This window comes from Curtobacterium sp. 179-B 9B NHS (assembly GCF_045370965.1).
Lineage (GTDB): Bacteria > Actinomycetota > Actinomycetes > Actinomycetales > Microbacteriaceae > Curtobacterium.
Genome location: NZ_JBIQDQ010000002.1, coordinates 42248 through 55886, shown reverse-complemented (window position 1 = coordinate 55886; position 13639 = coordinate 42248). Strand labels below are relative to the sequence as shown.

13 protein-coding genes are annotated in these 13639 nt (G+C 73.8%); 9 read left to right on the top strand and 4 right to left on the bottom strand.

What is annotated here, in order from left to right; genetic code table 11:
* Window positions 1-18: 18 nt before the first annotated feature.
* Entirely contained in the window at window positions 19-510 is a 492-nt protein-coding gene (locus ACH0A8_RS02065; RefSeq protein WP_251159606.1) for a 2'-5' RNA ligase family protein, read from the bottom strand.
* Window positions 511-747: 237 nt separating this feature from the next.
* Here ACH0A8_RS02065 and ACH0A8_RS02060 point away from each other — a divergent pair, with 237 nt between their 5' ends.
* Genes ACH0A8_RS02060 through ACH0A8_RS02050 form a run of 3 tightly spaced genes read left to right on the top strand, consistent with a single transcriptional unit; the run spans window position 748 to window position 3409 of the window.
* Window positions 748-1698 carry a MetQ/NlpA family ABC transporter substrate-binding protein gene (locus tag ACH0A8_RS02060; protein WP_209685011.1) on the top strand — a complete coding sequence of 317 codons (951 nt, stop codon included), beginning with the start codon at window positions 748-750 and terminating at the stop codon, window positions 1696-1698.
* The gene (locus ACH0A8_RS02055) at window positions 1698-2738 is read left to right on the top strand and encodes a methionine ABC transporter ATP-binding protein (RefSeq protein WP_209685010.1); all 1041 of its coding nucleotides are present in this window, start codon (window positions 1698-1700) and stop codon (window positions 2736-2738) included. The genes ACH0A8_RS02060 and ACH0A8_RS02055 overlap by 1 nt, the downstream gene beginning before the upstream one ends.
* Window positions 2735-3409 (top strand): methionine ABC transporter permease, encoded by a 675-nt coding sequence (locus ACH0A8_RS02050; protein ID WP_406906323.1) that lies wholly within the window; start codon window positions 2735-2737, stop codon window positions 3407-3409. Before ACH0A8_RS02055 ends, ACH0A8_RS02050 begins: the two co-directional genes overlap by 4 nt.
* A 249-nt stretch (window positions 3410-3658) precedes the next feature.
* On the opposite strand, the gene ACH0A8_RS02045 is transcribed toward ACH0A8_RS02050, so the two are convergent.
* Window positions 3659-4438 carry an endonuclease/exonuclease/phosphatase family protein gene (locus ACH0A8_RS02045; protein ID WP_209685009.1) on the bottom strand — a complete coding sequence of 260 codons (780 nt, stop codon included), beginning with the start codon at window positions 4436-4438 and terminating at the stop codon, window positions 3659-3661.
* Between the two features lie 221 nt (window positions 4439-4659).
* A complete protein-coding gene (locus tag ACH0A8_RS02040) occupies window positions 4660-6072 on the bottom strand; it encodes an MFS transporter (RefSeq protein WP_251154579.1) in 1413 nt (470 codons plus the stop codon).
* A gap of 164 nt (window positions 6073-6236) precedes the next feature.
* Between ACH0A8_RS02040 and ACH0A8_RS02035 the strand changes: the two genes are divergently transcribed.
* The 5 genes from ACH0A8_RS02035 to ACH0A8_RS02015 are packed head-to-tail and all read left to right on the top strand — an operon-like array spanning window position 6237 to window position 11701.
* Complete coding sequence (locus ACH0A8_RS02035; protein WP_406906321.1) at window positions 6237-7472, top strand: alanine racemase; 1236 nt, start codon at window positions 6237-6239, stop codon at window positions 7470-7472.
* Window positions 7472-8323, top strand: a complete 852-nt coding sequence (locus ACH0A8_RS02030) for an IclR family transcriptional regulator (RefSeq protein WP_406906515.1) — start codon at window positions 7472-7474, stop codon at window positions 8321-8323. Before ACH0A8_RS02035 ends, ACH0A8_RS02030 begins: the two co-directional genes overlap by 1 nt.
* On the top strand, window positions 8320-9366 hold the full coding sequence (locus ACH0A8_RS02025; RefSeq protein ID WP_406906319.1) for a sugar kinase: 1047 nt from the start codon (window positions 8320-8322) through the stop codon (window positions 9364-9366). The genes ACH0A8_RS02030 and ACH0A8_RS02025 overlap by 4 nt, the downstream gene beginning before the upstream one ends.
* A 56-nt stretch (window positions 9367-9422) precedes the next feature.
* The gene (locus ACH0A8_RS02020; protein WP_406906317.1) at window positions 9423-10091 is read left to right on the top strand and encodes a bifunctional 4-hydroxy-2-oxoglutarate aldolase/2-dehydro-3-deoxy-phosphogluconate aldolase; all 669 of its coding nucleotides are present in this window, start codon (window positions 9423-9425) and stop codon (window positions 10089-10091) included.
* Window positions 10088-11701 carry an amidohydrolase family protein gene (locus ACH0A8_RS02015; protein ID WP_406906315.1) on the top strand — a complete coding sequence of 538 codons (1614 nt, stop codon included), beginning with the start codon at window positions 10088-10090 and terminating at the stop codon, window positions 11699-11701. The genes ACH0A8_RS02020 and ACH0A8_RS02015 overlap by 4 nt, the downstream gene beginning before the upstream one ends.
* Window positions 11702-11735: 34 nt before the next feature.
* Here the strand turns inward: ACH0A8_RS02015 and ACH0A8_RS02010 are convergent, their stop codons facing one another.
* On the bottom strand, window positions 11736-12122 hold the full coding sequence (locus ACH0A8_RS02010) for a RidA family protein (RefSeq protein WP_066655379.1): 387 nt from the start codon (window positions 12120-12122) through the stop codon (window positions 11736-11738).
* Between the two features lie 246 nt (window positions 12123-12368).
* On the opposite strand from ACH0A8_RS02010, the gene ACH0A8_RS02005 reads away from it, so the two are divergent.
* Complete coding sequence (locus ACH0A8_RS02005; protein ID WP_406906313.1) at window positions 12369-13622, top strand: hypothetical protein; 1254 nt, start codon at window positions 12369-12371, stop codon at window positions 13620-13622.
* Window positions 13623-13639: the final 17 nt, after the last annotated feature.

Sequence of the window (13639 nt, the reverse complement as noted above, 5' to 3'; positions counted from 1 at the left end):
CCCGACCGGGGCCACCCCTCACGCGACGGGGGTGACCGTCTTCGTCTCGCCGTCCCAGTGGCGGACCCCGCCGACGGTCAGGGTCTCCGGCAGCGGGGTCGCCCGGAGCGCCGCGACCGCGGCGGGCAGGTCCTCGTCGCGCACCCGACGGGCGAAGGTGACGTGCGGCGACCAGCCGCCGGGCAGCGAGGTCTCCACGGCGTCGGGTGCCCGCCGGTGCACCGCCGCGTGGAAGGCCGCGAGGACCGGGTCCACGACGACGGCACGGACGAGCACGGACCGCCCGGCGCCGGCGGGGAACAGCAGGAGGCCACCGAGCCGGAGCGTCGTCGGCACCGCGGCGTCGAACCCCTCCGGGACCGGCAGCGCGTCGCCGGCCGCGAGGGTGACGTGCGGGTCGTTCGTCCCCGACCGGCCGAGGCTCGGCAGGTCGGCTGCCGTCAGGGCGTCCCACGCGGCGCGCACGGCGGCGTCGGAGTCGGGGTCGAGGACGAGTTCGAGGCTGCGCACGCTCCGAGTCAACCAAGCCCCGCAGCGCCCGGTGCTCGCCGTGCGGCACCTGTGGAGAACGGCACGGATGTAACACGGCGGAACGGATCGTGCGTGTCGCGCCGCGGGCAGCCACACTCGGAACCTGGCCGCGGCATCCCGCGGCTCCCCACGCACCGCCCGTGCACGCCGCCGTCCGGGCTCGCCCCGCCCGGCCCCGCCCCACCCGTCCGGGCACGTCCCCCACGAGGAGCACCCATGTCCGCAGCACCCGTCCTGCCCCAGAAGCCGAAGGGCAGGCGCCCCGTCGGCTGGATCATCGCCGCCGCGGTCGTCGTGGTCGCGATCGTCGTCGCCGTCGTCGTGGCGGCCGTCCGCTCCGGCGGGTCCGAGGGCGCTGCCTCCGGTGACGGCGCCGGGAAGACCGTGACGATCGGCGTCGCCGACAAGTCGCTCGGCTACTGGAGCACGTACACGAAGCTCGCGAAGGACGAGCTCGGCGTGACGGTGGAGCTCACCAACTTCTCGGACTACTCGCTGCCGAACCCCGCGCTCAAGGACGGCCAGCTGGACATCAACCAGTTCCAGCACATCCAGTACCTGGCGGACTACAACGTCACCTCGGACGACGACCTGCAGCCGATCGGCTCCACCGCCGTGTACCCGCTGCCGCTGTACGCCACGCAGTACTCGAAGCCGAGCGAGCTGCCCGAGGGTGCGAAGGTCGCGATCCCGAACGACTCGATCAACCAGGCGCGCGCGCTCCTCATCCTGCAGTCCGCGAAGCTCCTCGAGCTCGAGGACGGCGGCTCGGCCTTCTCGACCACGACCGACATCGAGTCGTCGAAGGTCGACGTCCAGCCCCTCGACGCCTCGCAGACCGCGAACGCGCTCCAGCAGGGCTCCGTCGCCGCCGCGGTCGTGAACAACAACTTCGCCACCGCCGCGAAGCTCCCGACCAGCGACATCGTCTTCCAGGACGACCCGGCCAGTGCGAGCGCCGCCCCCTACGTGAACGTCTTCGCGGTGCGCGACGCCGACAAGGACAACAAGACCTACCTCGACCTGGCGAAGCTGTTCCAGGACCCGGCGGTGCAGAAGGCCTTCGCCAAGGACCTGCCCGAGGCCGTCGCCCGCGACGAGAGCGCCACGAAGCTCCAGGCCGAGCTCGCGACGGTCGAGCAGGACGCGAAGGCGGCCAAGCAGTAGTGCCCGCCCTCGTCGAACTCCGCGGCGTCTCGAAGCACTACCGCCGCGCCGACACCGGCGAGACCGTGGTGGCCGTCGAGGACGTCTCCCTGGACGTGCACCAGGGAGAGGTCCTCGGCGTCATCGGGTACTCCGGTGCCGGCAAGTCCACCCTCGTCCGCCTCGTGAACGCCCTCGAGCTCCCCTCGTCCGGCACGGTCACCGTCGGTGGCAGGGAACTCACCGCGATCCCGGAGAAGGAACGCCGCCTGGCCCGCCGGAAGATCGGCATGATCTTCCAGCAGTTCAACCTGTTCCGCTCGCGGACCATCGCCGGCAACGTCGCGTACCCGCTCAAGGTCGCGGGTGTCGCGAAGGCCGAGCGGGACCGCCGTGTGGCCGAACTCCTCGACTTCGTCGGGCTGCTCGAGCGCGCGCACGCGTACCCCGAGCAGCTGTCCGGCGGGCAGAAGCAGCGCGTCGGCATCGCCCGCGCGCTCGCCTCGAACCCCGAGCTGCTCCTCGCCGACGAGGCCACGAGCGCCCTCGACCCGGACACCACCTCCGAGGTGCTCGCGCTCCTCCGTCGCGTGAACCGCGAGCTCGGTGTCACCATCGTCGTCATCACGCACGAGATGGACGCGGTCCGCCGGATCGCCGACCGGGTCGCCGTGATGGAGAACGGCCGCGTGGTCGAGGTCGGCGACGTCTACGACGTGTTCGCCTCGCCGCAGACCGGTGCGGCGCAGCGCTTCGTGCGCACCGCCCTGCACGACCGCCCCTCGGCGGAGCAGCTGGCGCGGCTGCGGGAACACCACCGCGGCCGCCTGGTCACGGTGCAGATCACCGACGAGGTCGGCCTGCAGAACCGGATCGACGCGGCCTTCCGCACCGCCGGGGTGTCGGCCGAGCTCGTGTTCGGCGGCGTCGGCGAGATCCGCGAACGCCGCATCGGGTCGCTGACCTACGAGTTGACCGCGGACGACCCCGCCGCCGTCGACCGCGCGATCGGGGCACTGCGCGACGGACACGTCACCGTCGACGAGGAGGTCGCAGCATGAACGGCAACGGCTTCCAGAGCGTGATCGACACGTCCGACGTGTTCCTCGCCGCGATCCGCGACACCCTCGTGATGACGCTGGTCTCCCTCGTCTTCGCGGGCGTGATCGGCCTCGCGCTCGGACTGGTCCTCTACGCCACCCGTCCGGGCAACCTGCTCGTTAACCGGGCGGTGTACACGGTCGTCAACGTGCTCGTGAACATCGTGCGCCCGATCCCGTTCGTGATCTTCCTGGCCGCGATCGCACCGCTGTCGCGCGTCGCCGTGCAGACCACGATCGGCGTCCCCGCGGTGACGTTCGCGATCTCGCTCGCGGCGTCCTTCGCGGTGTCCCGGATCGTCGAGCAGAACCTGCTCGCCGTCGACCCGGGCGTGGTCGAGGCAGCGCGGGCGTCCGGGGCCCACCCCGTGTCGATCCTGCTGACGGTGCTCATCCCCGAGGGCGTCGGACCGCTCATCCTCGGCTACACGTTCATCTTCGTGGGCATCGTCGACATGACCGCGCAGGGAGCCCTGATCGGTGGCGGTGGCCTGGGCGAGTACGCGATCGTGTACGGCTCGCAGCGGTACGACTGGTGGATCGTCTACGTGTCCGTGGCGGCGATCGTGGTGATCGTCCAGCTCGGGCAGTTCATCGGCAACCGGCTCGCGCGAGCGACGCTGCGTCGCTGAGGCGCGGACCGGTCGCCCCGGCGATCGACGACGGACGGAAGGCACGGTGCCAGCTGGCACCGTGCCTCCCGTCCGTCGGCGGTGGCGTCCCGCCGCGGGGGTCGCGCCGAGCGGGCACGATCCGTCACGCCCGGCGCTGCTGGCAGCCGAACGTGCCCGCTCGACGGACGGACACGGCATGTCACGCCCGTTCGGCGGGACGGTGCCGGAACGCGGGCGAGGGACAGCGAGCACCCGGCCGTGGCGGCCTCAGGCGGCGGGGGTCTCCGGCACCTCGACGGCGGCGGTCGCCACGCCGGGGTGCTCGTAGTGCGCGCGGACCAGGATCGGCCGGTGGTCGGAGATGCCCGCGGGCAGGGTCTCGACGCCGGCGATGTGCAGCCCGACACTCGTCGCGAAGTCGAAGTGGCCGGTGAACTTGCGGTAACGCAGGTAGGTCGGCTGGTCGGACAGCGACAGCGCGAAGCCGTGCTCCTCGATCTTCCGGCGCAGGTTCGTCTGGAACCACGGGTAGTTGAAGTCGCCGACCATGATCGCCGGAGCCTCGTCGGACAGCTCACGGACGAACTGGTGGGCCGCCTCGATCTGCTTGCGTCGCAGGGAGTTCGTGGCCGTCAGCGGCGAGGCGTGGAACGAGGCCACGATGACCTCCGTCTCGGCCTCGGTGTCGCGGAGCCGCATCGCGATGAGCCGTTCGTGCGCGGGGGCGAGCACCCGGTCGTGCAGCGACTTCTGCAGCGAGTGGATGCTGAAGTCCTGCACCTCGAAGCGGTCGTCGCGCTTGTAGATCGCGAGACCGAGTCGGTTGGCCTTCGTGGAGGCGGCGAGCGACAGCCCGGCGACCTCCGGCGCGAGGTCGTTGCTGTCGCACTCCTGCACGCAGATCACGTCCGCCTGCGACGCTTCCGCCAGGGCGGCGAGCTCGCTGTTGGCGGTGTGCTCGCGGAGGTTGTAGCTGACGACGCGCAGCTCGGTCGGCTGCACGGCGGTGCCGTCGGCGATCGTCCCCTGCTGCTGTGGCCCGGCCATGCTGCCTTCCGTCCTGGGTGTCTCGGTCACCCTGCCGCGGCAACCGTACTCGGCTGTCGCGGACAGTTGCTGTGACCGTAGCGCACCCGGGGTCCCGATCGTGTGACCGTGTCGCGAACGGACAGCGGACAGCCGACAACCCCGCCGGACAGCGGACGGATGACAGCCCCGCCGGGCAGCGGGACGGCTGACAGCCCCGCCGGACAGCGGGACAGCGCCCGTCAGCGCGCCGCGGCTCGCACCCGGCGCGCCGGTCGCACCGTGTCCCCCGCGGTCCGGCTCATCAGGACACCCTCGACACAGGCCACCACGAGGAGCACGGCGATCACCCAGAAGGCCACGTCGTAGGGCCCGGTCCCGCCGAGCCCGGCCGCAGCCCGGATGGCCACGGCGGCGACGGCGACCCCGAAGCCCGCTGCGACCTGCTGCAGTGTCGACGAGAGTGTGTTCGCCGGCGTCATGTCCGCCTGCTCGACGTCGGCGAAGGCGATCGTGTTGTACGCCGTGAAGCCGACCGACCGCGCGGCGCCGCTCACCACGAGCAGCACGGCGAGCAGCCAGAACGGGGTGTCCTCGGTCAGGAACACCATCGCGACGACGCTCAGCGCTGCGATCGCGCTCGACACGACGATCACCGGCCGGTAGCCGAACCAGCGGAGGAACGGCGTGGTCATCGGCTTGATCCCGAGGTTGCCGACGAAGACCCACAGCACCGCGGACCCGGCGAGCACCGCGCTCCAGCCCCAGGCGTCCTGGAAGAGCAGCGGCAGCACGAACGGCACGGCCGACACAGCGAGCCGGAACAGGCTGCCCCCGGCGTGCGAGACGCGGAAGGTCTCGAGCCGGAACGACCCGAGGCCCATGATCGGGTGCGGGGCCCGACGGAAGTGCCGCACGGCGAGCCAGCAGCAGACGCCCCCGACCACGCCCGACACGACGACCGCGACCAGGGGGATCTCGTCGAGTGCGAGCAGGGACGCCATCACCACGAGCGAGCCGAGTCCGAGGCAGGCGAGCAGCGACCCACGCCAGTCGAACGGGACGCGTTCCGGAGCGCGCTCCTGCGGCACGAGGACCAGTGCGGCGACGAAGGCGATCACCCCGAGCGGGATGTTGACGAGGAAGATCCAGTGCCAGCTGAGGGTGTCGACGAGCACGCCGCCGACGAACGGGGCGATGATCGGTGCCGCGAGTGCGGGCCAGGTGAGGATCGCGATGGCGGTGACGAGCTGTTCGCGTCCGGCACTCCGCAGGACGACGAGCCGTCCGACGGGCACCATGAGTGCTCCGCCGAGCCCCTGCAGGATCCGCCAGAGCGTCAGCTCGACGAGCCCCTCCGACGCCGCGCACAGGGCGGAGGCCACCGTGAAGAGCGCGATCGCGCCGGCGAAGACCGTGCGGGAGCCGACCCGGTCGGTGAGCCAGCCGCTGACCGGGATGAACACCGCGAGCGTGACGAGGTAGGCGGTGATCGCGACACCGATCGCGGCGGAGTCGACGCCGAGGTCGCGGCCCATCGCCGGGGCTGCGGTCGCGAGGATCGTGCCGTCCAGGAGCTCCATGAAGAAGGTGCCCGCGACGAGCACGGCCACCGCCGTGCTCCCCCGTCGTCGTGTCGTCGTCATCGTCGTCATCACGTCGAATGCTATGCCCGCTCGGTTTCTGCCCGACGCAGCCGGCAGGCGCCGGGGCGTACCACCGTTCTGCACCGCAGAATGGGCGGGACGAGGACGTTGCCCGGTGGACCCGGCACCGGGAGCGTTGCCCCAGGAGCACACCGCACGACGCAGGAGGACCGATGACGACCACCCCCGCAGCAGCAGGGCACCCCGTCCGCCCGCCCGGCACCGTCACGACGAAGGGCGCAGCCGACCCCGCCGCCCCCGTCCTCGGCCGGCACGTCCTCGACCACGCGCACCTCCCGGTGATGACGCTCCGCGAGTCCGCTCTCGCCCACAACACCGCCGTCATGCAGTCGTACGTCGACCGCCACGGGCTGCTGCTCGCCCCGCACATGAAGACGCACATGGCCCCGGCCCTCGCCGACCGCCAGGTCCGTGCCGGCGCCTGGGGCGTCACGGTCGCCTCCGTCCAGCAGGCCATGGTCGCGTGGGCACACAGCGCGCACCGGATCCTCGTCGCCAACGAGGTCCTCGACCCCGCCGGCCTCGCCTGGCTCGCCTCCCGCCGGAGCGTCGACCCCGACGCAGACGTGCTCTGCAACGTCGACTCCGTCGCCGGTGTCACCGCGGCGGCGAGCGCCGCCCGCTCCGTCGGCGGCACCGTCCACGTGCTGGTCGAGGTCGGGTTCCCCGGCGGCCGGACGGGCGTCCGCTCGGCCGAGCAGGCGCGCGAGGTCGCCGTCGCGGCGCACGACGCGGGTCTCGTCCTCCGCGGGGTGACCGGGTACGAGGGCGGCCTGCCCGACGTCGACACCGCACGCGCCTGGGTCGCCGAGGTCCTCGCGATCGCCAGCGACGTGCGTCGTCTCGTCGCCGGCCGCACCCTGCTCAGCATGGGCGGCAGCGCCTGGTTCGACGGGGTGGTCGACGCCGTGCAGGGCCGCCCGGACGACGTCGACGTGCTCCTGCGCTCGGGCGCCTACCTCACGCACGACGACGGCTTCTACGCCGAGCGCACGCCGTTCGGCCGCCGCCCGGAGGAGGGCTCGCTCCGCCCGGCGATCGAGGTGTGGGGCCGCGTCACGTCCTGCCCGGAGCCGGGCCGCGCGCTGGTCGCGGTCGGCAAGCGCGACGTCTCGTTCGACGAGGGCCTGCCGGTGGTGCGCGGCGTCCGGCCGGGAGGCACGGCACACGACCCGCAGGTCGTCCCACCACCCGGGGCGGTCACCGTCACCCGCCTCGACGACCAGCACTGCTACCTCGCCCTGGGTGACGGGGCGCCCGGGCTGACGCCCGGCGACGTCGTCGTGCTCGGGGTCTCCCACCCGTGCACGGTCTTCGACAAGTGGCGGCAGGTGCAGGTGCTCGCGGACGACGACACGGTCACCGAGACGATCGCGACGTGGTTCTGATGCCCGACGACGAGCAGTCGCCGCCGTCGCCCGTGCCCGCGCGGAACGCCGCACTGTCGCTCCGCCGGGGCCTGACGGTCCTCGACCACGTGGCCGACCGCACCCGGAACGGCGCCGCCTCGGTGTCGCTCGGCGAGCTCGCGACGACCCTGGGCACCGCGAAGTCGACCGTGCTGCGCCTGACCGCGCCGATGGTCGAGACCGACCTGCTCCGCCGCACCCCGGACGCCGGCTTCACCCTCGGGCTCGGCGCACTGCTGCTCGGCCAGAGCTACCTCGAGGGCATCGACCTGCGCGCCGCAGCGGCGCCGTTCATGCGGCGCACCGCGGAGTCGACCGGCCTGACCTGTCACCTGGTGGTGCCGGACGGCACGGACATCGTCTACGTCGACAAGGTCGAGACCCGCGGAACGGTCCGGATGGGGTCACGCATCGGCCACCGCCTGCCGATGCGGAACACCGCCTCCGGCAAGGCGATCGTGGCGTTCGGCGACCCCGGGCTCCTCGGCGCGGTGCTCGCCGTGCCCGCGACCGCGATGACCGACCAGTCGATCACCGACGACGGACGCTGGCGGCAGGAGGTCGACCGCACCCGGGCGCGCGGGTACGGGATCGACGACCGCGAGAACGAGCCGGGCATCCGCTGCGTGGCCGCGCCCGTGCTCGACCACGCGAACCAGGTCGTCGGCGCGATGAGCATCTCGGGGCTGGCGTCCCGCTTCCCGGCGGCGGCGGTCCGCGAGCTCGGCGACGGTGTCGTGCGGACCGCGCTCGAGATCTCGGTCGCGCTCGGGTCCTCGTCGGCACAGCTCGCCCTGCATCGCACGGCACCGGGTGGGGTGACCCGGTGAGCGCGGGCACGGGGGTCCTCACCCTCGGCGAGACGATGCTCCTGCTGGCCGGCCCCGGTGTCGGCGAGGTGTGCGACCTCGACCACATGCGCGTCGACACCGGCGGGGCGGAGAGCAACGTCGCGATCGGGCTGGTCCGTGCGGGTGTCCCGGCCACGTGGGTCGGACGCGTGGGGGCGGACCCCGCCGGTGACCGGGTCCTGCGGGACGTCGGGCAGGCCGGGGTCGAGGTCGCCGCGGTCGTCGACCCGGACCGTTCGACCGGGCTCATGATGAAGGAACGACTGCGGGACGGCCGGACCCGCGTGACCTACCACCGTCGACACTCCGCGGGCTCGGCACTCGCACCGGAGGACGTCCCCGCCGGGCTCGTCGAGCGGTCGGCGCTCGTCCACGTCAGCGGCATCACGCTCGCGCTCTCGGAGTCCGCCCGGCGGACCGTCACCACCGTGCTCGACCGCGCCGAGGCCGCCGGGGTCCCGGTGTCCTTCGACGTGAACCACCGGCAGAAGCTGCTCGACGCCGCGGTCGCCCGGGAGCACTACCGCGCCGTCGCCGCCCGTGCCGCGGTGGTCTTCGCCGGCGACGACGAGGCCCGCATCCTGCTCGGTGCCCCGGACGGTGCCGGGGACGACGGGGCGACCCCGCTGCAGTCCGACGAGGACCTCGCCCGTGGGCTCGCCGACCTGGCCCGGGGTCGTGCCGTGGTGAAGCTCGGCTCCCGCGGTGCCGTCTCGGTCGTGGACGGGCGGACGACCCGCCGCGCGGCGACACCGGTGTGCGTCGTCGACCCGGTCGGTGCCGGCGACGCGTTCGTGGCGGCCTGGCTCGCGGCGACACTCACGGGGGCCGACGCGGACACCGCGCTCGACCGGGCCGCCGACGCCGGAGCGCTCGCCTGCACCGTCCCGGGCGACTGGCGGTTGCCCGGCCCCGGCACGACCCCCGACACGCTCCCCGCCGACGCGTCGGACCCGTCGGACCCGTCCGACCCCCGAGCAGCCGCGACCGACACCGCGGTGCACGACCGCGTCGACCGCTGACCGCGACCACCACCCGTCCGGCACGAACCCGCCCGACCGATCCGAGGAGCCACACCGTGAGCACCCACCACACGTCCACCGGCGACAGCCCGTCGGTGCCGGACCACGGCACCCGGCACGGCGCGGGTCCGGCCGTCGCGATCCTCCGCGGCGGCACGGGCGAGCACGTCGAGGCGGTCGTCGACACCCTGGTGGGCGCCGGCGTCCGCGCGGTCGAACTCACCACGAACACCCCGCGCTGGCGCGAGGGCACCGCCTGGACCGCGCGACGGTTCGGCGACGGCGTCTCCGTCGGGGTGGGCACGGTCCTCGACCCGGAACAGGTCGACGACGCCGCCGACCTGGGGGCGTCCTTCGTCGTCAGCCCGCACCTCGACCCCGCGATCGGCGAGCGTGCCCACGAGCGGGGCATCGGCTGGTACCCGGGGGCAGCGACGCCGACCGAGATCGTGCGGGCGTGGCGGCTCGGCGCCCGGGCGGTGAAGCTGTTCCCGGCGGCGCAGCTCGGCGGCCCCGCGTACCTGCGGCAGGTGCTCGCCCCGCTCGACTTCGTCGACGTGGTCCCGACCGGCGGCATCGGGATCGACGATGCCGCCGACTACCTGGCAGCCGGTGCGGTGGCGGTCGGACTCGGCTCCCCCCTGGTCGGTGACGCCCTGGGCACCGGGGACACGGTCGCGCTGCGGTCCCGCGCGGAGCGGCTCGTCGCGGGGCTCGCCCGGTGACCACCACCGCGGAGACCGGTGCGCCGCTCGTGCTCCGCGGCGGGTCCGTCGTCGACCGGGACGGCCCCACCCGCGCGGACGTGCTCGTGGAACGCGGTCGGATCACGGCGGTCGGTGCGACGCTCCCCGTGCCGGACGACGCCAGCACGATCGACTGCGGTGGCCGCACGGTCCTCCCCGGGGCCGTCGACGCGCACTCGCACGCCGGGTCCCGGGTCTTCGACGAGGACGTCCAGCTCGCGCTGCTCCGTCAGGGCGTCACGTCGATCGTCACCGGCCAGGACGGCGTCGGCCCGGCCCCCGGCGACGGCAGGTGGGCGGGCCGGTACTTCGCGGCGATCGACGGCCCGCACCCCCGGTACCGCGGCGGCGGCACCGCCGGCCTGCTGGCGACGTACGACGGCACCACGCCGCTGAACGTCGCGACCCTGGTGCCCGCCGGGACGATCCGGCACGAGGTGCTGGGCGACGAGGACCGACCCGCGACCGCCGAGGAGACCACGGCGATGCGCGCGCTCGTCCGCCGCGGGCTCGCCGAGGGAGCGCTCGGGCTCGCCACCGGGCTCGACTACGTGCCGGGGCTGTACGCCGACACCGCCGAGCTCGCGGCGCTCTGCGCGGAGGTCGCCGCCGTCGACGGCGTCTACGTGTCGCACGTCCGCGGCGGGTACGAGGCGAACCTCCGCGTCGGGCTCGAGGAGGTCGCCGAGATCGTCCGGTCGAGCGGGGTCCGTGCGCACGTGTCGCACCTGCACGCTCCGGTCGACACGGCCATCGGCGTGCTCGAGGACCTGGCGGCCGCGGGGGTACGGCTGACCTTCGACGCGTACCCGTACTCCCGCGGGTGCACGATCCTGTCGATGCTGCTGCTCCCCGCTGCACTCGCGCGCCCCGGCACCGACGACCTCGCCCGCGCGGTCGCCGACGACGCCGGACGCCGCCGGGTCCGCACCGCCGTGCTCGACCGGGTCACCGCACGCCCGGACCTCGGACCGGGCTGGGCGGACCAGGTCACGCTCTCCCACGTGCCCTCACCGGCGCACCACGACCTGCAGGGCCGCACCCTGACCGACGCCGCCGCCGCGCGGCGCACCGACCCCGTGGACCTGGCGATCGACCTGCTCGTCGCCTCCGACCTGCAGGTGACCGCGATCATGCGGGTCCCGCACCCGCGCTCCCCCGCCGACCTCGCGCCGCTCGTCCGGCACCCCGGGCACGCCGCGGGGTCGGACGGCATCCACGTCGGCACGCACCCGCACCCGCGGGCCACCGGCACCGTGGCGCGGTACCTCGGCGACTTCGTGCGTGCCGGGCTACTGTCGTGGCCGGAGGCCCAGCGGCACCTGTCGACCACCGCCGTCGAGCACCTGCGGCTGGGCGACCGCGGGGTCGTGCGTGCGGGGGCGGTCGCCGACCTCGCGGTGGTCGACCCCGAGCGGGTGGCGGCGCGGTCGACCTACGACGACCCGACGGCCACGGCTGTGGGGACGGACGACGTCCTGGTGGCGGGCGTGCCGGTGCTCGCTGCCGGACGTCTGACGGGCACCACCCCGGGCGCCGGGATCCGGCGTGCGGGCGCGACGGCACCGAGGGGCACCGGAGGTCGGTGAGGTTCCGCTCAGGGAGCGGGACGGCGGGTGACGATCAGGAGGCGCTGGGCAGCACCGCGACGACGTCGATCTCCACGAGGATCCCGGCCAGGTGCGACTGCACGGTCGTGCGGACCGGGTACGGCTCCGAGAAGTGCTTCGCGTACTCCTCGTTGAAGGCGGCGAAGTCCCGGTCCGAGTGCTCGAGGTGGACGGTCGACTTCACGACGTCGTCGAGGGTCGCGCCGTGCTCGGCGAGGACGGCGGCGACGTTGGCCAGCACCTGGGCGGTCTGTCCGGCGACGTCGTCGGCCATCGCCCCCGTCGCCGGGTCCTGCGGCCCGAAGCCCGCGGTGTACAGGAACCCGCCGGCCACGATGCCCTGGCTGTACGGGCCGGCGGGTGCCGGGGCGTTCGCGGTGACGATGGCGGTCTTCGGCACGGGGACTCCTCTGGTCGTCGGACGCGGTCCGTCCGGGTGGGCCTCCAGGCTAGGGCCGGCCCCGCTGCGCGGACCGACCACCCGCCGGAGCCGTTGCGGTGTGCAGAACGCGGGACGGGCCTCCCGGCCGACCACCGACGACCGGTCCGTCCGCGACCGGCCACCGGCGTGCCGGAGGGTGCCAGGCGACGGTCGGTACGCTCGGTCCGTGCCCACCGAGAGCCCTGCGCCCGCCGGAGCGGGCCGGTGAGCCGCACCGACGGCGCCGTCACCGGGACGCTCGCGAACGGTCGACGTCGCATCGTCGACCTGGCGACGAGCCTGCCCGTCTGGGCCGCGGTGCTGCTGGTGTGGGGCGGCGGCCGTCTCGTCTCCACGGTCTGGCTGGCGCTCGCCTACCCGTTGATGGCCCGGCAGATGCCGGACAACGCCATCTGGGGCAACGAGCACGGGTTCGGGTCGTTCCTCACCGCGTGGGACGGCCAGTACTACGAGCAGATCTCGGTGCACGGCTACCCGACGACGTTGCCGCTCGATGCCGCCGGGCACGTCGCCCAGAACGCGTGGGCCTTCCTCCCGGCGTTCCCCTTCGCCATCCGCATGCTGACGGCCTCGACCGGGGTGCCGTTCGCCGTGGGGGCACCCCTCGTCGCGCTGGCCGCCGGGCTCGTGGCGACGTTCCTGCTGCACCGGCTGGTGAGCGACCGTGCCGGCAACGCCGCGGGCATGTGGGCGGTCTTCTTCTTCACGTGCGGTCCGCTGTCGTTCCTGCTGCAGGTCGGCTACGCGGAGAGCACGTTCCTGGCACTGACGTTCGGCGCCCTGCTGGCGCTCGAACGACGGCGCTACGGCCTGCTGACGGTGCTCGGCGTGGTCGCGGCGTTCACCCGTCCCGGGGCGCTCGCGCTGCCGCTCCTGCTCGGGGTCGTCGCGCTCGTCCGCTGGGTGCGTGCACGACGAGCCGCCGCGGGCGCCGGTGTGCGGTCCCTCGAGGCCTTCCCGGTGGCGGAACGCGTCCGGGTCGTGGCCGCCGGCGTGGTGATGGCTGCGGCGGGTCTGGCGTGGCCGGTCATCGCGGCGCACGTCACCGGGCGGTCGGACGCCTACCTGGAGACCGAGATGTCCTGGTGGGTGAACTTCATCGGGCGGGTCGACTTCACGCCGATGACGCCCTGGTTCCTGATCGCCGGGCGGTGGCTCGGGGTCGGTGGGGTCCTGATCGTGGTCGTCCTGCTCATGGCGTACCCCGTCTGGCTGCTGCGGCGCTCGACCCGGGCGCTCGGCTCGACGACCGTGCTGTACTCGGCCGCCTACGCGCTCTACATCTTCGCGGTGTCCCTGCCGATGGCGTCCACCCCGCGGCTCCTCATGCCGCTCGCGCCGTTGTTCGGCTCCCCCGAGCTCGTCGCCCGGCCCTGGATGCGCTGGACGTTCGTGAGCTGTGCGCTCCTCGGGCAGCCGGTGCTCGTCGCGGTGCTCTGGCTGCTCGGCCCGCCCTGACCCCAGCGGTACGCTCG